The 18,045-nt window shown below is 74.7% G+C and carries 18 protein-coding genes; 9 read left to right on the top strand and 9 right to left on the bottom strand.

The window, feature by feature from the left end:
• Nucleotides 1-316: 316 nt before the first annotated feature.
• Nucleotides 317-2,026 carry a cytochrome bc complex cytochrome b subunit gene (locus ACFU7Z_RS09395; RefSeq protein ID WP_380777120.1) on the top strand — a complete coding sequence of 570 codons (1,710 nt, stop codon included), beginning with the start codon at nt 317-319 and terminating at the stop codon, nt 2,024-2,026.
• Here the strand turns inward: ACFU7Z_RS09395 and ACFU7Z_RS09390 are convergent.
• From ACFU7Z_RS09390 to ACFU7Z_RS09380, 3 genes are all read right to left on the bottom strand, one after another.
• Nucleotides 1,992-2,387: a cytochrome c oxidase subunit 4 gene (locus tag ACFU7Z_RS09390; protein ID WP_380777119.1), complete on the bottom strand. Its 396-nt coding sequence runs from the start codon at nt 2,385-2,387 to the stop codon at nt 1,992-1,994. The two genes, ACFU7Z_RS09395 and ACFU7Z_RS09390, sit on opposite strands and share 35 nt — an antisense overlap.
• Nucleotides 2,384-4,099 (bottom strand): cytochrome c oxidase subunit I, encoded by a 1,716-nt coding sequence (gene ctaD, locus ACFU7Z_RS09385; protein WP_380777118.1) that lies wholly within the window; start codon nt 4,097-4,099, stop codon nt 2,384-2,386. Before ctaD ends, ACFU7Z_RS09390 begins: the two co-directional genes overlap by 4 nt.
• A 212-nt stretch (nt 4,100-4,311) precedes the next feature.
• Nucleotides 4,312-4,953 (bottom strand): L-threonylcarbamoyladenylate synthase, encoded by a 642-nt coding sequence (locus ACFU7Z_RS09380; RefSeq protein WP_049660133.1) that lies wholly within the window; start codon nt 4,951-4,953, stop codon nt 4,312-4,314.
• A gap of 229 nt (nt 4,954-5,182) precedes the next feature.
• Here ACFU7Z_RS09380 and ACFU7Z_RS09375 point away from each other — a divergent pair, with 229 nt between their 5' ends.
• Entirely contained in the window at nt 5,183-5,524 is a 342-nt protein-coding gene (locus tag ACFU7Z_RS09375; RefSeq protein ID WP_380777117.1) for a hypothetical protein, read from the top strand.
• Between the two features lie 74 nt (nt 5,525-5,598).
• Here ACFU7Z_RS09375 and ACFU7Z_RS09370 read toward each other — a convergent pair whose 3' ends face one another.
• The 3 genes from ACFU7Z_RS09370 to ACFU7Z_RS09360 form a co-directional block, all read right to left on the bottom strand.
• Nucleotides 5,599-5,754, bottom strand: coding sequence for a DUF6131 family protein (locus ACFU7Z_RS09370; protein WP_143204583.1), 156 nt, complete (start codon nt 5,752-5,754; stop codon nt 5,599-5,601).
• A gap of 167 nt (nt 5,755-5,921) precedes the next feature.
• Nucleotides 5,922-7,445 carry a threonine/serine exporter ThrE family protein gene (locus tag ACFU7Z_RS09365; protein WP_074003516.1) on the bottom strand — a complete coding sequence of 508 codons (1,524 nt, stop codon included), beginning with the start codon at nt 7,443-7,445 and terminating at the stop codon, nt 5,922-5,924.
• Nucleotides 7,446-7,695: 250 nt separating this feature from the next.
• On the bottom strand, nt 7,696-8,358 hold the full coding sequence (locus tag ACFU7Z_RS09360; RefSeq protein WP_380777116.1) for a TetR/AcrR family transcriptional regulator: 663 nt from the start codon (nt 8,356-8,358) through the stop codon (nt 7,696-7,698).
• Nucleotides 8,359-8,535: 177 nt separating this feature from the next.
• Between ACFU7Z_RS09360 and ACFU7Z_RS09355 the strand changes: the two genes are divergently transcribed.
• Both ACFU7Z_RS09355 and ACFU7Z_RS09350 read left to right on the top strand, forming a co-directional pair.
• On the top strand, nt 8,536-9,174 hold the full coding sequence (locus ACFU7Z_RS09355) for an SRPBCC family protein (RefSeq protein WP_380777115.1): 639 nt from the start codon (nt 8,536-8,538) through the stop codon (nt 9,172-9,174).
• A 134-nt stretch (nt 9,175-9,308) separates the two neighbouring features.
• A complete protein-coding gene (locus tag ACFU7Z_RS09350; protein ID WP_082346046.1) occupies nt 9,309-9,482 on the top strand; it encodes a CsbD family protein in 174 nt (57 codons plus the stop codon).
• A gap of 108 nt (nt 9,483-9,590) precedes the next feature.
• On the opposite strand, the gene ACFU7Z_RS09345 is transcribed toward ACFU7Z_RS09350, so the two are convergent.
• Nucleotides 9,591-10,994 carry an FAD-dependent monooxygenase gene (locus ACFU7Z_RS09345; protein WP_380777128.1) on the bottom strand — a complete coding sequence of 468 codons (1,404 nt, stop codon included), beginning with the start codon at nt 10,992-10,994 and terminating at the stop codon, nt 9,591-9,593.
• Nucleotides 10,995-11,079: 85 nt separating this feature from the next.
• Between ACFU7Z_RS09345 and ACFU7Z_RS09340 the strand changes: the two genes are divergently transcribed.
• On the top strand, nt 11,080-11,790 hold the full coding sequence (locus tag ACFU7Z_RS09340; RefSeq protein WP_380742480.1) for a TetR/AcrR family transcriptional regulator C-terminal domain-containing protein: 711 nt from the start codon (nt 11,080-11,082) through the stop codon (nt 11,788-11,790).
• Between the two features lie 146 nt (nt 11,791-11,936).
• Here ACFU7Z_RS09340 and ACFU7Z_RS09335 read toward each other — a convergent pair whose 3' ends face one another.
• Nucleotides 11,937-13,928, bottom strand: a complete 1,992-nt coding sequence (locus ACFU7Z_RS09335; protein ID WP_380777114.1) for a LamG-like jellyroll fold domain-containing protein — start codon at nt 13,926-13,928, stop codon at nt 11,937-11,939.
• 250 nt (nt 13,929-14,178) lie between these two features.
• Here ACFU7Z_RS09335 and ACFU7Z_RS09330 point away from each other — a divergent pair, with 250 nt between their 5' ends.
• Both ACFU7Z_RS09330 and ACFU7Z_RS09325 read left to right on the top strand, forming a co-directional pair.
• Nucleotides 14,179-14,664, top strand: a complete 486-nt coding sequence (locus ACFU7Z_RS09330; protein ID WP_375877358.1) for a DUF6343 family protein — start codon at nt 14,179-14,181, stop codon at nt 14,662-14,664.
• A 137-nt stretch (nt 14,665-14,801) separates the two neighbouring features.
• Nucleotides 14,802-15,026 (top strand): hypothetical protein, encoded by a 225-nt coding sequence (locus ACFU7Z_RS09325; protein ID WP_049656887.1) that lies wholly within the window; start codon nt 14,802-14,804, stop codon nt 15,024-15,026.
• Between the two features lie 167 nt (nt 15,027-15,193).
• On the opposite strand, the gene ACFU7Z_RS09320 is transcribed toward ACFU7Z_RS09325, so the two are convergent.
• Nucleotides 15,194-15,430 (bottom strand): DUF6296 family protein, encoded by a 237-nt coding sequence (locus ACFU7Z_RS09320; RefSeq protein WP_049656889.1) that lies wholly within the window; start codon nt 15,428-15,430, stop codon nt 15,194-15,196.
• A 258-nt stretch (nt 15,431-15,688) separates the two neighbouring features.
• Between ACFU7Z_RS09320 and ACFU7Z_RS09315 the strand changes: the two genes are divergently transcribed.
• On the top strand, nt 15,689-16,954 hold the full coding sequence (locus tag ACFU7Z_RS09315) for an AI-2E family transporter (protein WP_380777113.1): 1,266 nt from the start codon (nt 15,689-15,691) through the stop codon (nt 16,952-16,954).
• Nucleotides 16,955-17,236: 282 nt separating this feature from the next.
• A complete protein-coding gene (locus ACFU7Z_RS09310; protein WP_380777112.1) occupies nt 17,237-18,001 on the top strand; it encodes a sigma 54 modulation/S30EA ribosomal C-terminal domain-containing protein in 765 nt (254 codons plus the stop codon).
• Nucleotides 18,002-18,045: the final 44 nt, after the last annotated feature.

The following is an 18,045-nucleotide window of genomic DNA, read 5'->3' as shown; positions in this document are numbered from 1 at the left end:
GGTCGTCCGGAGCCTATCCGCGCCGGCGGGCGCAGCCCTTGCCATGCCGTCACGGAAGTTGCGGCCCGCGGTTGTCGGGGGTCGTCATTGCGGCGGGCGTCCGCGTGGGCTATCCCGCTGGGCGGTCCACGAGGTCCCCCGGTCGATCTCCACGAGGTTCCTCCGGTCGGTGACGTTCCCCGATCGCACCGTGCCGGCCGTGCTGCTGTCCCGGGCGGCTCACCGCAACGGCCGCCCGTTCCGCCGTTGGAGTGCTCTGCCGCCGCCGACCGCGCTCGGCCGCCCCGCGTGCCGTACGGCCCACTAGGTTCCTGCCGTGGACGAAACCAGGGCTTCGAACGGGCACCAGCCGTCCGCCGGCGAGCGCGTCACGGCCCGCCTGGACGGGCGGCTGCCGGTCACGGAGGCGGGCCGGGAGCTGCTGCGCAAGGTCTTCCCGGACCACTGGTCGTTCCTGCTCGGCGAACTCGCGCTGTACAGCTTCGTGGTGCTGCTGCTGACCGGCGTCTACCTGACCTTCTTCTTCCGGCCGAGCATGAACGAGGTCGTCTACCAGGGCGCCTACCTGCCGCTCGACGGCGTCCGGGTGTCCGAGGCGTACGCGTCGACCCTGCGGATCAGCTTCGAGGTGCGGGGCGGACTGATGATCCGTCAGATCCACCACTGGTCGGCCCTGTTGTTCGCCTCGGCGATCGGCGCGCACCTGCTGCGGGTGTTCTTCACCGGGGCGTTCCGCCGCCCGCGCGAGCTCAACTGGGTGATCGGGGTGACGCTGTTCAACCTCGCGCTGCTGGAGGGGTTCTCCGGCTACTCGCTGCCCGACGACACCCTCTCCGGCACCGGCCTGCGGATCGCCGAGGGCGTGCTGCTCTCGGTGCCGCTGGTCGGCACGTACCTCACCCTGTTCGCCTTCGGCGGCGAGTTCCCCGGGCACGACGTCATCCCCCGGCTGTTCACCGTGCACGTCCTGCTGGTCCCCGGCCTGCTGCTGGCCCTGGTCGGGGCGCACCTGACGCTGGTGGTGGTGCTGAAGCACACCCACTGGGCCGCCCCCGGCCGTACCAACCGCAACGTGGTGGGGATGCCGTTCTTCCCCCAGTTCCTGACCCGCACGACGGGCCTGCTGTTCGCGGTGGGCGGCGTGATGGCGCTCTCGGCGTTCCTCGCCGAGGTCAACCCGGTCTGGCGGTACGGCTCCTACCGCCCCGACGTGGTCGGCACGGGCGCGCAGCCGGACTGGTACATCGGCTTCATCGAGGGGGCGTTGCGGCTGATGCCGGCCGCGGAGACCAGGATGCTCGGGCACACCCTGTCCTGGAACGTGCTGCTGCCCGCCCTGGTGGTGCCCGGCCTGCTGTTCGCGGCGCTGTACGCCTACCCCTTCGTGGAACGGTGGCTCGACCCCGGCACCGGCGAGCACCACCTGTGCGACCGCCCGCGCAACAGGCCCACCCGCACCGCGCTGGGCACCGCCGGGATCACCGTCTACGCGGTGCTGCTGATCGCCGGCGGCAACGACGTGATCGCGTACACCTTCGGGCTCGACGTCAACGCGCTCACCGTGGTGCTGCGGACGGCGCTGGTCGTGCTGCCGCCGGTGGTCTTCCTGCTCACCCGGCGCCTCTGCCTGGCCCTCCAGGCCCGGGACCGCGACCGGCTGCTGGACGGCGACGAGACCGGCCGGATCGACCAGGCGCAGGACGGCGGCTTCTCCGGCCACCGCCGCCCGCTGCCCGAGGCCGAGCGGTACGTGCTGCTGGCGCGCGCCGAGGCCGAGCCGGTCACCGCCCCGCCGGGGGCGCCACGGCACGAGCGGGTACGCGCCGCCGCGAGTTCCTGGTTCCACCGCGACCGGGTCGAACTGCCCGCCACCGCACGGGAGTCGGAGCGGATGGCGGCTGTCCTCACCGCCCCGGCCCACCCCGCTCCCCCGGCCGTCCCGGCGCCCGGGGCGGGCCCGGGCGGCCCGCTCCGGCGGCTGCTGCGCCGGCTCAGCCCGCGCCGTGGTCGCGGTACTGGAAGATGAAGCCGGCGACGGCGAGCGCGAGCACCAGGGCGCCGACGACGATCAGCCAGCGGGCGAACACCAGCCCCAGGGCGAAGACCGTCACACCGACCGCCGCGAGGACCGGGTAGCCGCTGCGGGCCGGGAAGAACCCCACCGGCCCGGCGGCCTCCGCGATCTCGGCCTCCTCGCGGTCCTGCGCCCGGCCGCCGCCCGACCGCCGGTACTGGACGAACCAGAACAGCGCGACCAGAGCGGACATCAGGAACGCCACCGCCAGGATCGCCTTGCCGGCCGGCTCCCGGGCCCAAAGGCCGTAGACCAGCCCGGTCATCGCGAAGAACGCGGTCATCACCGCGAACAGCCACCCCTCCGCCTTCACCGCCCGCTCCCCCGTCCGCCGGTACGGCCGTACGGCACACCGGACGCGCCGGTCGACGACTCCGCCGCGGACACCTCCGGATGGTGCAGGTCGAAGGCCGGCGACTCGGAGCGGATCCGGGGCAGCGCGTGGAAGTTGTGCGGCGGCGGCGGGCTGGAGGTGGCCCACTCCAGCGACCGGCCCCAGCCCCACGGGTCGTCCTCGGCGACCTTCTCGCCGTACCTGGTGGTCCGCCAGACGTTGTAGAAGAACGGCAGGTTGGAGACCCCGAGCAGGAACGAGCCGATCGAGGCGCAAACGTTCAGGGCCGTGAAGTCGTCCACCGCCAGGTAGCTCGCGTAGCGGCGCGGCATCCCCTGGGCGCCCAGCCAGTGCATCACCAGGAAGGTGGTCTGGAACCCGGTGAACAGGATCCAGAAGTGCGCCTTCCCCAGCTTCTCGTCGAGCATCTTCCCGGTGAGCTTCGGCCACCAGAAGTAGAAGCCCGCGAAGGTCGCGAAGACGACCGTCCCGAACAGCACGTAGTGCAGGTGGGCCACCACGAAGTAGCTGTCGGTGACGTGGAAGTCGATCGGCGGCGCCGCCAGCAGCACCCCGCTCAGCCCGCCGAACAGGAAGGTCACCAGGAAGCCGACCGACCAGAGCATCGGGGTCTCGAAGGAGAGCGAGCCGTTCCACATCGTCCCGACCCAGTTGAAGAACTTCACCCCGGTGGGCACCGCGATGAGGAAGGACATCATCGCGAAGAACGGCAGCAGCACCTGGCCGGTGGCGAACATGTGGTGCGCCCACACCGACATGGACAGCGCGGTGATGGCGATGGTCGCGCCGACCATCCCGTGGTAGCCGAACAGCGGTTTGCGGCTGAACACCGGGATGATCTCGCTGATGACGCCGAAGAACGGCAGCGCGACGATGTACACCTCCGGGTGGCCGAAGAACCAGAACAGGTGCTGCCACAGCAGCGCCCCGCCGTTCGCCGCGTCGAAGGCGTGCGCGCCGAACTTGCGGTCGGCCTCCAGGCAGAGCAGCGCGGCGGTCAGCACCGGGAAGGCCAGCAGCACCATGACCGAGGTGAACAGCACGTTCCAGGTGAAGACCGGCATCCGGAACAGCGTCATGCCCGGCGCCCGCAGGCAGGTGATGGTGGTGATGAAGTTGACCGCGCCCAGGATGGTGCCGAGGCCGGCCACCACCAGGCCGAACGCCCACAGGTCCCCGCCCGCCCCCGGCGAGAACAGCGGGCCGTTCAGCGGCGCGTAGGCGAACCAGCCGAAGGAGGGCGCGCCCCCGGTGGTGAGGAAGCCGCTCAGCACCGTCAGCCCGCCCAGCAGGAACGCCCAGTAGGTGAAGGCGTTCAGCCGGGGGAAGGCGACGTCCGGCGAGCCGATCTGCAGGGGCATGATCGCGTTGGCGAACCCGGCGAAGGTCGGGGTGGCGAACAGCAGCAGCATGATCGTGCCGTGCATGGTGAACAGCTGGTTGTACCGCTCGTTCGACAGCAGCCCGGTGTCCGGCCCCAGCAGCTGGGCCCGCATCAGCAGCGCGAGCACGCCCCCGACCAGGAAGAAGCCGAAGGCCGTCGCCAGGTAGAGGTTCCCGATGACCTTGTGGTCCGTGGTGAACAGCCAGCGCAGCAGCGTGCTGCCCTGCCGGACCCTCACCCGGGTGCGGTCCCGCGCGGGGGGCGGCGCGGTGGACGAAGCGTTCATGGAACCTCCGCAGCGGAGCCGGTGACGCCCCCGGTCGCGGCGCCGACCCCCTCCCCGGCCCGGCGGAGGGCCCGCCCTCGCACGCCATCGCCGACCCTAGCGGCGGCGGCCCGGGCCGCCGGGGCGCCACGCGGTACGGCCCGTCGACCGGGCGCGGCGCTCCCGCGGATCGGGGCTTCGCTTACGCGGGCCGGGGCTCCGGGGGTCCGGGCTCAGCGCTCCCGCAGGTCGGGGACCACCTCGCGCAGGCGCTCGGCGCCGATCGCGCCCGCCCGCAGCAGGACCGGCACCTCGCCGGTGATGTCCACGATCGAGGAGGGCACGGCGGCCGCGGTCGGGCCCCCGTCGAGGTAGACGGCCACCGAGTCGCCGAGCATGCCCTGGGCGGCGTCGCAGTCCTGCGGCGAGTCGTGCCCGGTCAGGTTCGCGCTGGAGACGGCCAACGGCCCGGTGGCGTTGAGCAGTTCGATGGCGACCGGGTGCGCGGGCATCCGCACCGCGACCGTCCCGTTGGTCTCGCCGAGGTCCAGCTCGACCGAATCCAGGTGGCGGGCGACCACGGTCAGCCCGCCCGGCCAGAACTCCTTGACCAGGTCCCGCGCGCGCTCCGTCACCTCGACCAGCCCGTCCAGCGCCTCCGGGGAGCCGACCAGCACCGGCGAGGGCATGTTCCGTCCCCGGCCCTTGGCGCGCAGCAGGCGGTCGACGGCCCGCGGTGCGAAGGCGTCCGCGCCCACGCCGTACACGGTGTCCGTGGGCAGGACGACGAGTTCACCGCGGCGCACCGCGGCCACGGCCTCGCGCAGCCCGGCCGCGCGCTCCGACGGGTCCGAGCAGTCAAAACGACGAGTCATCAGGGGTCTCCACCGGCGGGCCGCCGGCCCGCCCCGTTCCTCCGGCCCGGCCACCTCTCCGGCCGGACACGACCTGGTCAGCCTACCCGTCCCGCTCCCGCCGCCCGGCCACGCCCCGGGGTCGCGGTGTGCGGGGCTCCTCGGCCGCCCGGGTGGCTCGGGACAGTGCTGCCGTACCGGGCCGCCTTCCCCGGGGGCGGCCGGTGGCGGGCGGACGTAGGTTGCGCACATGACCAGTGACGAGACGGTCCCGGCCGTGGGAGTGCGTCCGCTGGACGAGGTGTTCGCCGCGATCGACAAGGTCAACCGGCGGCCCCGGCCCTGGACCGGCTTCGAGCACGGCGTGCTCGGCGCCTACCGGTGGGCCGCCGGCGCCCAGGTCGCGGCCCCGGTCACCGCCGCCGCCACGGCCGGCTCCATCGGCCCGTGCCTCGCCCAGCTGCTGGCCGAGTGCCAGGCCGCCGCCGTCCGCCTCCGCCTCGTCCGCACCCAGGGGGCGGACCACACCTACGTCCTCGGCGTCCACCGGGCACTGGCCTGGCTCTGCGGGCTGCACGAGGACCGTCCCTGAACGACCGTCCCCAAGCTGCCGGGCCCGGGGCGTCGAACGGGTGGCGCACGGCGGTGAACAGGGCGCAGGCCCGGTCAGTAGTAGTGGCGGCGGCCGCCGACGGCGTGCCCGAGCGTTCCGGCGAGCCACAGGACCAGGCCGACGACGGCCAGCACGATGCCGATGGTCCAGAGGATCGAGATTCCGGTGACGAAGCCGATGATGAGCAGGATGACGCCGAGGAGTATCACGAGGGTCTCCCGGGTTGATGGGTGGCTGTCGGCGGGGGCGGCCCGGCCGGCCCGAACCGGCCGCAGCGGTCGTCCCCGGGGATCGGGGCCTGTCCTGCCCTGCCCGTCTCCACACCCCCCGCGTCTACCGCGCCGCGGCCCGGGCAAACCGCCCCGCCGCTCCCCCGTCAGCGCCGGTGGCGGCCGCCCTGCCGGCGGGGCGGGGCGGCCACCCGGGGCGCGGGCAGGAAGAGCCGGGCCAGCTCGCGGCCCAGGTTGACGCCGATGGCGAGGGCCATCGCCATCGCGGCGGCCCGCCCGATGCCGCTCAGCCCGATCTCGGGCTCGCCCCGGACGAAGGCCAGCATCCCGAAGTACAGCACCGAGCCGGGCAGCAGCGGCCCCAGGGCGGCGGTGATGTGCGGCAGCGCCGAGCTGCCCCGGCAGCGCGCCATGAGCTGGCCGGACAGGCCCACCAGCCCGGCGGCCAGACCGGTGGCCAGGATCGGCTCACCGCCCGCGTTCACCAGCACCCCGTACGTGGTCCAGCCGGCCGCGCTGTTCAGCAGGACCGCCGGCAGCGTGGCCGGCTCGGTGTTCAGCAGCACCGCGAACGCCAGGGTGAGCAGCACCGCGGCGGCGAGCTGCAGCGGGGGGTTGACCGCCCCGGGCGGGACGTCCTGGGCGGCCAGGTCGGCGCCGTTGTTGACGCCGACGTAGAGCACCGTCATCACCCCGACCACCACGCCGGTCATCAGGTAGAGCGCTTCGAGCAGCCGGGCGGCGGCGGTGAGGTAGAAGCCCGCCAGGCCGTCCTGGGCCGCCGCCACCATGGGCCACCCCGGCAGCACGGCGAACAGCCCGCCGGTGATCACCACCGATCCGCGCAGGTGCAGACCGTTGAACGAGAGCAGGATGCCGATCACGGCGGCGGGCACCGCCGCCACCACGAACTGGTAGAACGCCGGGAGGTCGTGGCGCGCCACCAGGGCCGAGAAGCGCTCGCCCACCAGCGCGGCGACGACGGCGCTGGCGAACACCAGCCAGGCCCGGGCGTCGGCCCGGCCGCCGATCAGCAGCGTGGCCGCCCCGGCCATCCCGCCGCAGGAGAGCACGAACAGCCGGCCGGAGTACCGGCGGCGGCGCCGGCGGGCCGCCACCAGGCGGCCGTGCGCCTCGGGGACGGCCATCCCGCCCACGGCGATCTCGGTGACCAGCCGGAACACCAGAGCCAGCCGCGCGTAGTCGACGGCCGGGCGGCGCACCGAGCACTCGGCGGTCAGCGAGGGCTCCGACGGGCCGGGCTGGTAGGAGATCGCCACCCGGGTGAAGGTCACCTGCGGGTCGCAGGGCTGGACCCGGTAGGCGTGGGCGACGGCGAGCATCGCGGCCTCGACGTCCTCCGCCGCCTCGCCGCTGGCCAGCAGCAGTTCGCCGACCAGCAGCGCGAGGTCCAGCACCCGGGCCGGCTCGACGCCCGTCGGCGGGTCCGCGCCGGCCCCCTCCGGCGCGGGCCGGCGGTCGGCCGTGGGGGTGCGCAGCAGCGGCAGCATCAGGTCGGGCCAGGGAACCGCGGTGCCGTCACCGTCCGGCCCGGGCCGGGCGCCCGCCCCGCGCTTCCCGGACGCGGGGGCCTGGGGCGGCACCCGTTCGGGCCGGGTGGGGTGTCCTTCCGGGCCGGCGGGCGCACCGAGCTGCTCGTGTTCCGTCATCGCGACTCCCTGACCCCACCCCCTCCGCCAACACCGTGCAGCCCTTCAACTACCCGGAGTGACGCTGCGGCGAACGCGCCACACCCGGCACACCCGTACGAACCGGAGCACGACCGGCCGTACACGCCCCAGCACCCCGCGCGTGCCGACCTCGGAGGCGGGGGCCGGCCGGGCCCCGGGGCCGCGGTGGCACCGACGGGGCGTGGCCGCGCGACAACGGCGGACAGGCGGCGACCGGGAGGCGGCCGGGTCAGAACCGCGGCGTCAGCAGGCTCTCCAGCTCGGCCTCGAAGAGCAGCCCGGGCCGGAAGCCCATGCCGGTGAAGTGTCCGGCGAGCTCCAGGGACAGCACGCCGTGCAGACGGGTCCAGAAGGCCAGGAAGCGGTGGAGCACCTCGGGCGGGGCCGGCTGCTCGCCCGCCCAGTCCCGGTGGCCCAGCAGGTGGGTGGTGAACGGCGCCTCCGGGGCGTCCGCTCCGGCCGGGGCGAGCGCCGCGCAGGCGTCGACCAGGGTCCGCATGACCTCGTCGGCGATGGCGGCGGTGTCCTCGGGCGCGCGGTAGCCGGGCACGGGGGTGCCGTAGATCAGGAAGTACCGCTGGGGGTCGGCCAGCGCCCAGTCGCGCAGGGCGTGGGCGAGCCCGGCCAGGTCGGCGCCCTGGGCGGCGACCGCGCCGAGGGTGTCGGCGAGGCTGCGGTACGCGTCCCGGACGAGTTCGGTGATCAGCTCGTCGCGGCCTGCGAAGTAGCGGTAGAGCGCGGGGCCGCTCATGCCCATCCGCTTGGCGATCGCGTTGACGGAGAGCGCCGAGGCGCCGGCCGTGGCGATCTGCTCCCAGGCGTGCGCCTTGACCTCTTCGCGCACCTGGGCCCGGTAGCGCTCGCGCGGGGTGTCCGCGCCCGTCCTCGCCATGGCTCTCGCCCGCTCCCCGCGTCGCCCGACTACATGTTCACGCTTCCGTTAGAAGGTATCACGGAACCTGTTGACGCCCCGGCCCTCGCGGAGTTACAACTTCTAACGAAGGCGTGAGCATCTAGCTCGCAAGGCGTCCGAGCCGTCCCGACGGCCGACCAGTGAATGGGGAGTTCCATGTCCGCCACGCGCAGCTCCACCCGCGGCACCGGCATCCGCACCGCCCTGCTGACCCTCCCGCTCGCCCTCGGGCTGCTCGGCGCCGCCGCCGCGCCGGCCGGGGCCGCCACCGCCCACCGCCCCGGTTCCTCGCTCACCTGCGGCGGGGCGGGCGTCGACCCCGACGCCCGCGTCCGCTACCGGACCGAGACCGTGGTCCACGCACCGCTGCGGACGGTCTGGCGGCTCCAGACCGACGTGGCGCGCTGGCCCGACTGGCAGGCGCCGGTGCGGAGCGCCGAGCGCCTCGACGGCGGCCCACTGCGGCCGGGGTCGGCGTTCCACTGGACCACCCCGCTGCCCCCGAACCCCGCCTCGGCCGACCCCGTCCTGGAGATCACCTCCACCGTCCAGCAGTTGCGGCCCGGCGCCTGCATCCGCTGGACCGGCCCGGCGGTCGCGACCGGGCTGCGGATCGACGGCGTCCACGTGTGGAACTTCACCGAGGTCCCCGGCGGCGTCCTGGTGCGCACCGAGGAGACCCACACCGGCCCCCAGGTCGACGCGAACGTCCCCGCCGCCACCGACATCCTCCGCCAGGGCCTCGAAGGCTGGCTGCACGACCTGAAGACCGCCGCCGAGGCCCGCACCCGGTAGGACCGGCCGACCCGACCGACTCGCCGGACTGTCCCGCCGGGCCGACTCGCGGACCCCGCGCATGGAAGCCCGCGCCCCGGGCAGACGCCGCCCGGGGCGGACCTTCGCCCCGTCGACGAGAGGAGGCACCCGCCGTGGGTACCGAGGAGAAGCTGCGCAACATGGCGGAGAAGGCCGGCGGCAAGGCCAAGGAAGCGGCCGGGAAGGCCACCGGCGACCGTTCGACCGAGCTCAAGGGCAAGGCCGAGCAGGCGAAGAGCGACCTGAAACAGGCCGTGGAGAAGGTCAAGGACGCGGGCAAGCACTGATCCGGCACCCGGCCGGTCGTCCCCGGACGGCCGCCGGGTGTCCGCGCTTCCACCGCGCCCGGCGCACCGGCGTCGCCGGCCGGCCCGGGCACGGACCCCCGGAGCCCCTCAGGGGGCGAGCAGCCCCTGCCGCTCCGCGTAGGCCGCGAGGCCGTCGGCGGTAGCGCCGGCCCACCCGAGGTAGCCGTCCGGCCGGACCAGGAACACCCCGGTGCCGTACGCCTCGTAGGCCGGGATGCGGACCACCGGGGCGGTGACGGCGGGCAGCGGGGTGTCCGTGCCGACGGTGAGCAGCGTCCAGTGCGGGCCGCGGAAGGCGTCGAACAGCCGGGTGCCGCCCCGGCGGCCGTCGGGGGCGCGGTCGCCGGCCCGCAGCGCGTCCGCCGCGAGGTCCTGGCGGGTCTCCACCGAGAGCGCGGACTCCCGGTAGCCGAGGTCGAGTTGCTGGGTCGCCCGGCCGCGGCGCTGCTCGCCGCGGTGGACCCTGGTGGACAGTTCCAGCATCGCGGCCGCGTTGCCGCGGCGCTCCTCCTGGTAGCTGTCGAGCAGTCCCTCCCCCGCTCGCCCGGTCAGCACCGCGGCCAGCTTCCAGCCCAGGTTGTAGGCGTCCTGGACGCTGGTGTTCAGGCCCTGCCCGCCGGCCGGCGAGTGGACGTGCGCGGCGTCGCCCGCCAGGAAGACCCGGCCCGCGCGGAAGCGGTCGGCGAGCGCGGCGCGCGGGCGGAACTCGGAGATCCAGCGCAGTTCGGTGACCTGCTCGGCGGCCAGGTGGGAGCGGGCCGCGACCACCGTGCGCAGCCCGTCGAGGGTGAGGTCGACGGCCGTCCCTTCCGGGAACTGGGCGACCAGCTGGAAGTCCTCGGTGCCGCCGAGCGGGCAGATCGCCAGCATCCCCTCCTCGGAGCCGAACACGTGCCAGTGCTCGCGGTCCAGCCCGTCGATCCGGACGTCCGCGACCAGCATCGGGTCCGGGTCGACGGTCTCGCCGGTCATCCCGATGCCTAGCAGTCGCCGCACCGTCGAGCGGCCGCCGTCCGCCGCGACGACGTACCGCGCCCGGACCGGGCCGCCGGTAGCGAACTCGGCGGTCACACCCTCCTCGTCCTGCGCGAGGCCGACCAGCTCCCGGCCGAACGCGACCTCGCCGCCCAGCTCGCGCAGCCGCCCGTACAGCACCTGCTGGGTGCGCCACTGGGGCAGCATCAGCGCCTCGGTGTACGGCTCGGCCTCGGAGGGCTCGGTCGGGTCGAACATCCGGCGCTCGCCCTGCGGTTCGCCGTCCCGCCAGAACAGGTTGGGCGGGTAGTGCCCGGCGACCGCGCGGACCCGGTCGAGCACGCCGAAGTCGTCGAGCACCTCCAGCGTGCGGGGCTGGAGGCCCTTGCCGCGCGAGCCGGGGAAGAGTTCGGCGCCGCGCTCGACCACCAGCGCGGCGACGCCGTGCCGGGCGAGGTCGAGCGCCAGGGCCAGTCCGGTGGGCCCGGCGCCGATGACCAGGACGTCCGTGTGCATGCCGTGAGAAGCCACGACAACCTCCTTAACGTTGTTAAGTAGCCGTTGCCGACAGCGTGCACTTAACGGCGTTAAACTGTCAACCGTGACCCCCCAGAGAACCCCCAAGCTCGACCGCGGCCAGGTCGTCGACACCGCGCTGGACCTGCTGAACGAGGCCGGCCTGGACGGCCTGACGCTGCGCGCCATCGCCGCCCGGCTCGACGTCAAGGCGCCCGCGCTGTACTGGCACTTCAAGGACAAGCAGGCGCTGCTGGACGAGATGGCGACCGAGATGATGCGCCGCATGACGGCCCAGGCGGCGGCGGACGCGGGCGCCGGGGCGGACGGGGCCGACGCGGCCAGCGGGGCAGACGGAGCCGGTCGCGCCCCGGCCCCGGGCGACTGGCGGGAGACCTACCTGCGGACCATGCGCACCCTGCGCGCCGAGCTGCTGCGCTACCGCGACGGCGCGAAGGTCTACAGCGGCTCCCGGTTCACCGACACCGGCTACGCGGCCGAACTGGACACCTGGCTGCGCCTGCTGGTCGAGTCCGGGTTCACCCCGGTGGCCGCCGCCCGCGCCTGGCAGACCGCCTACAGCTACACCATCGGCTACGTCATCGAGGAGCAGGCCATGGGCCCCAACCCCTTCGACGGCGAGGAGGGCTACGACCTGGACGCCCGCGCCGAGCGCCTGGCCGCCCACCCGCTGGCCGCCGAATCGGGCCGGGTGATGTTCCAGGACTTCGACGAGGGCTTCGAGCAGGGCCTGGCGGCGGTGCTCGCCGGGGTCGAGGCCACCCTGCTCGGCTGACGGCTCCGGCGCGGTCGTCCGCCGTCGGCCGTTCGCCGTTTCACCGGTTCGCCGTTCGCCGTTTCACCGTTCGCCGTCCCGGAAACGACCGCACCGCCGAGCCCGTACCAGGGCCCGGCGGTGTCCGTGCCGCGCGGGAGCGCGGGTCAGGCGGTCATGAACTCGCCCACCCGCAGCGCCCGCTTCACGATCCGGACGTCCCCGATGTACCCGTGGAAGACCTTGTCCAGCACCCCCGCGTACGCGTAGCCGCCCAGCATCCACGGCCGTCCCAGCGTGGTCAGCCCGACCGCGGGCGTCGACGGGTTGCGCGCCACCTCGCAGCCGTCGACATACATCCGGCTGAGCTTCCCGTCGTTGACCACCGCGACGTGCCACCAGTGGTCCAGCGGCAGCTGGTGGCCCCAACAGGTGGACGCCCCGGTCTGGTTGAGCGGGTAGACGCACCACTGGAGGGCCGGCGCCTCGGAGACGCTGAGCGTCGCGACCGGCTCGTCGGCGTCCGTCCCCGGCCCGCTCCTGCCCGCCTCTCCGCTCGTCCCCCAGCGGCTGACCAGGGCGGACCAGCGGCTCTGCGCGGAGTCCCAGTCGGCGGGCAGCTTGAAGAAGGCCTCGACGGTGAACCCGCGCTCGAAGGTCTCCCGGTTCACCGGCGCGGTGGGCACCGTCTGCAGGTAGCCGCCGCGGACCGGCGAGCGGGTGCCCCTGAACAGCAGGCTGCCGTGGCCCGGCTGGTCCGGGTGGTGCTCGGCGGACCAGCTGAGCGCGCCGTCGGGCGTGCCCGGGGCGCTCTGCCAGAGCAGGTCGTTGCCCTGCCCGCTCAGGTCCTTGACGACCTGCTGCGGGGTGACGGCCGCACCGTCCGCGCCGCCGTTGTCGAACCGCCAGTAGGCCACCGTGTCGCGGACCAGCAGCTCCCCCGCCCGGCGCGCCGGGCGCTGCGGGACGGGCGCGAAGCCGGCGAAGCGGCGCTCGAAGTCGATCGCGAGCGAGAAGCGGTCCACGTCCGAGGTCAGCTCGACGTGCTGGGCCGCCAGCGCGTTGCGCTCCTCGGCCGCGATCTGCTGGATCCACGGCGAGAAGGTCGACACGTCGACGGTGCCGCGGTCGAGGTCGAAGCGGTACGCCCGGATCATCGCCGCGCCGCCGTAGTAGCGGTCCTGGTAGTTGGTGATGTGGACGTGCACGTCGTGGCCGGCCCTGTTCCGCAGCACGGTGCGCCCGGGCGGCCAGTAGTGCCCGTTGACGGTCAGGAAGATCTGGTCGTTGCCGTCGATCAGCCGCTCCCAGAGCCGCTTCCCGTTGTCGGACAGCTCGGCGCGGCCGCCGTCGTCGGCGTGCGCCAGGTCGTGGGTGGTCAGGATCACCGGGAGCTTGGGGTTCGCCGCGATCACCCCGTTCGCCCAGGCGAAGCCCGCGTCGGAGAGCCGCCAGTCCAGCGAGAGCACCATCCAGTCGCGGCCCGCCGCCCGGAACACGTGGCAGGTGTTGTAGCCGTCCGGGCTGGAGCCGCGGTAGCCGGAGGTGCGGGCGGCCCTGGCCTTGCTGAAGGTCTCCAGGTACGGGGTGGTGCCGCGCTGGTCGTCGGTCGAGGAGCGGACGTCGTGGTTGCCGGCGAGCACGCCGTAGGCGGCGCCCGCGTCGTCCAGCAGGCCGAACACCTTGGTGACGGCGGCGTACTCGACGGCCAGGCCGTTCTCGGTGACGTCGCCGAGGTGGGCCAGGAAGACGATGTTGTCGTCCGTCCCGTCCTCCCGGTTGACCCCGCCGTCCAGCACGTAGCGGACCGAGGCCTCCAGCGGCGCCGGGTGGATCCGGTCCTGGTCGAACAGGTACTGGGTGTCCGGCATGACCACGACGGTGAACTGCCGGGCGTCCGGGTCGGGCTGCCACCGCCCCTTCCCCTTGCCCTTCTTGGGCGCCTTCACGGCCGCACCCGCAGCGCCCGCCGCCTCGGGCCCGGCCGCCTGCGCCGGCACCGCGCCGAGCAGACCGAGCCCGGCGGTGCCGACCCCCGCGCCCAGCAGAACGGCCCCGCGCAGGAACCGGCGCCGACTGTCCGCGGCCGGCCCCTCCCCGTCGAGGTCGGCCGTCCGCGGGCAGCCGCACTCGTGCTCGGTCGCCTGGTTGTCGCGCATGTTCGCTCCCGGAAGTGGTGTGGGCCCTGACGGTAGGGACCGGGACTGGTCGGAGATCATCGGGCGGGCCATGCCCCGGTGAACAGCGGCCGAATCCGCCGGGCTTCGGGGCCCGGGCGGCGGGCGGCGGTGGGCGACGGTGGGCATCGGCGGGCCGGTGCGGGCGGGAGCCCCGCGGGCGTGTGCCGGCGCCGGAACCGGGTAGGCGCGCCGACGGAACACAACCGGCCGAATCCGTTCGGGGGCCGTCATGGCCGTACGACCCAGCCCAGACCTGCCGCACGCGGGCGGGGCCCGCCGCCGGAGCGGCGAGCGCCACGACTTCCCGCACACCCCGCAGGGCCCCGGCCGGACGATGCCCCAGCTCCGGCCGCAGGAGACGGTGCGCCGGGGCACCGAGCCGGTGACCGCCCGATCGGACCTGGAGCTGCGGCGGGTGCTCTCCCGGGTCTTCCTCGTCCTGTTCCTCGGCGGGGCGGTGGCGTTCGCCGTGCTGGCCGCGCTGGCCGGCCCGGGCCCCGCGCCCAACCAGGGGACCTACGCATTCTTCGCCGCCCTGTGCGCCGGGTTCGCCGGCATCACCGCGCTCGACCTGCTGGTGATCCGGCGCCGCCTGGCCGCCGGCCAGGGCCGCGACCGGGCGGGCGGCCCGGGGAGCACAGACTCGGGGACCACGGCCTCGGGAATCAGGCCTCCGGGGCCCCCAGGACACCCGGGCCCCGACCGGCGGGACTGAGCGTGCGGCCCCCGACCGTCGCCCGCCCAACCGTCACCGGCCCCTCAACCATCCCACCGGGTCTGGCCCGGTGGCCGTTCGGCAGACCGCGGGTTTGCATGGAGTCACCGAGCCCCCAGCGATCCGGAGGTAGCGCCGTGTACGAGATGTGGGCCGAGCACGACCCGGCGGTCTCCCCACCCGCCGTGGTGTGGCACGTGGTGGCCAAGGACGACGCGAGCTCCTCGCTGTGCGGGCGGTTCCTGGAGCCCTCCCAGCGCGTCGTCCCGGTGGGCGACGGCGCCGGTGCGGCCGGGCCGGACCGGTACTGCGACCCCTGCCTGGTCACCGTGCGCGAGGCCTTGGCCGCCAGCGCTCGGTGACCTTGTCGTTGCGACCTCCGCCCTCCATCGCCTTCCTCTTCCTCTCGACACGCGTCGTGGCCGTGTGCGCTCGGCCGCCTGCCCACGACCACGCGCTCACGGCCCACGTGTTCACGACGACGTGCTCACGGTTCACGACGAGGTGCTCACGGTTAACGACGACGTGCTCACGGCAGCGGCACCGCCATCAGGCACGGGTGCCGACTACCTGTTGTGGGAGCCGCCAGGACGGTGGCCACCCCGCCGGTGATCTCCACCCGAAGGTCGCCGTCCGAGCTCTCCCAGACCAGGCCCCCGCCGGGCCCCACGGCCTGCGTCTCGTACACGACGACGACGGACGGTGGAGCGTGCCCGCCGATCGGGCCGGGGAGCGTCACCGCGTAGCGGCGGGTGAGGCTTTTCATCTCGGCCTCCTTCTCCCCCCTCCCTGCGCCATGGATTCTCCCCCCATCCGGCCGCTTGTACACGGAGGACCATTGCCCTTCCCGGGGCGACCGGCGCCGTTCCCGTGTCTGCCCGGGCCCGGTGCGCCCGCACAGCGACGCGGCCGGCATGCCGCTGTCCGGGTGACGGGACCCGGCGGCGCCGCAGGGCGAACCGTCGCGGTATGGGTCATCGTGACGTGAGAGGACGACACCCGGCCGAGCCCGAGGAGACCGCCCGTGGGAGTGAACGGCGCCGGACCGGACCGGCGGCCCGTGCCGCTGGGCAGCCGCCGTCCCCGGGTGTCGGCGCGCCGGACCCGGACGGGGGCTCCGGGCCCGGGCCCCGACCCGTATCCGTCCGGGGAGCACGTCCCCTCCGGACTGCGGACGACGGCCGGGTACACCTGGCGGCTGGTGCTGCTCGGGCTCGCCGCCTACCTGGTCGTCGACGTCCTCGCCCGGCTCGAACTGCCGGTCGTCGCACTGTTCGTAGCGCTGGTGATCACCTCCGTGCTGCGCCCGCCGGTCGACCTGCTGGCCCGCGGCATGCCGCGCTCGCTCGCCGTCCTGGTCGTCCTCCTCTGCGCCCTCGCGGTCGTCGGCGGGGTGCTGGCGCTGGTCGGCACCACCGTCGCCGACGAGTGGGGCCGGCTGGGCAACGAGCTGCGCGGCGGCCTCTCCCGGATCGACCACTGGCTCACCGGCGCCCCCTTCCACCTGCGGCCCGGCACCGTCACCGACCTGCGGGCCAAGATCGGCGCGTTCATCTCGGCCCACCGCTCCACCCTGCTCAGCACCGCGCTGAGCGGCGCCGGCCGGATCGTCGAGCTGGTCACCGGGCTGGCGCTCGCGGTGTTCTGCTCGGTGTTCTTCCTCCACTCCGGCGACCGGATGTGGTCCTGGGCGCAGCGGCAGCTGCCGGTCCGGAGCCGTTCGGCCTGGGACCGCGCCGGCCGCGCCGCCTGGCTCACCTTCGCGGGCTACACCCGGGGCGTGCTGATCGTGGCGGCCTCCAACGCGGTGCTGGTGGGCATCGCGCTGGCGATCCTGCGGGTGCCGCTGGTCCTGCCGCTGATGGTGCTGGAGTTCGCGGCGACCCTCATCCCGCTGATCGGTTCCCCGATCGCCCTGGCGGTCGCCGCCGTGGTCGCGCTCGCCGCCCGGGGGCCGGTGATCGCGCTGCTGGTGCTCGCGCTGATCGTGGTCATCGGCCAGATCGAGGGGCATCTGCTGCATCCGCTGGTGCTCAGCTGGTCCGTCCGCATCCACCCGGTGGTGATCGCCGTGTCGGTGGCCAGCGGCGCGGTGCTGGCGGGGGTCCTGGGCGCGGTGGTGGCGGTGCCGGTGGTGTCGGTCGGCTGGGCGGTGCTCGGCGAGCTGCGCACCCGCGGCACGCCCGGCCTCCCGGGGGTGCAGGCCGCTGCGGCGGGCGACCGGCCCGGCCGCGGAGCGGACCGGGGTCGGTGCCCGGAACCGGGCGGGGGCGGCCGGCCCGGCGGGTGAGGGCGCGGCGCCTGTTCGTCACAGGCCCGGCTCGTCGTCGGGCTCCCGGTCCGCCGTCGGCAGCCGACACCGGCAGCGCGCCGCGCTCCCCCGTGCCGGCGCCTACCAGCCCGGGCACGGTGCCTCTCCCGTCCCGTTCACCGGCGACACGGGTCGCCCTCCCCACCGCCCGGCTGGTCCGCCCGGCCCCCCGCAGTGGGGCCGTTGGGCCCTGGCCGCGCGGCCAGGGGCCCGGGATCCTGGTCGCCGGTATGCGCCGGCTGGGAGTGGAAGGGCCTGGGGATGGGCGAGTTGGTCACGGTGAGGGCGTTCGAGGGGCTGACCGGCGAGGTCCTGGCCGAGACGCGGGCCCGGGTGGCCGCCGCGGCGGCGGCTCCGGGGGTCGGGACGCTGGTGGAGGCCCTGCGGGTCCGGCTCGCGGCCGTGGCCGGGGGCGTGCTGGCGCAGGTGAACGCCGAGGTGGACGGTCGGCGGATCCGCGTCCAGGAGGCCGCGGCCGGGCTGGGCGACTCGATCGACCGGGTGAGCGACGCGCTGCGCGGCAGGATCAGGGCCGTCACCGGGGCCTGGGCGCCGCGCCCCTGGCCGGGCCACCGTGCGCCGGACTCCGGTGGGCCGGGCGGCGGTGGGCCGGACGGCAGTGGGCCGGGCGGCGGGGCCATCCGCGAGCTCCGGGTGGTCCGCCGCAAGGAGCCCTCGCTGGTGTGGTGCTCGCCGGCGGCCGCCGCCCGGACCATGGACGCGATGGACTACGACATCCACCTGTTCACCGATCCGGCGACCGAGACCGACGCCGTGGTCTACCGGGTCGGGCCGACCGGCTACCGCCTCGCCCGTACCGTCCCCGCCGGTCCGCCCGGCCGCCGGACCTCGCCGATCACCCTCAGCCCGCACGGCGCGCCCCGGCTGACGGAGGCGCAGGCCGTCGACCGGCTGGCGGGCGCGGAGCTGCCGTTCCTGTTCTTCGCCCACCCGGTCAGCGGCCGGGGCCGGGTGCTCTACCGCCGCTTCGACGGCCGGCTCGGCCTGATCGCCGGGCACGCCTGACGGCCACGGGGCCCTTTCCAGCGCCCCTGGCCCTTGGGCGGAAC

The sequence above is a fragment of the Kitasatospora sp. NPDC057518 genome (genome assembly GCF_042802075.1).
Taxonomy (GTDB): Bacteria; Actinomycetota; Actinomycetes; order Streptomycetales; family Streptomycetaceae; genus Kitasatospora.
Note: the sequence above shows the minus strand (reverse complement) of the source record. Positions and strands in the feature narration are given on the sequence as shown.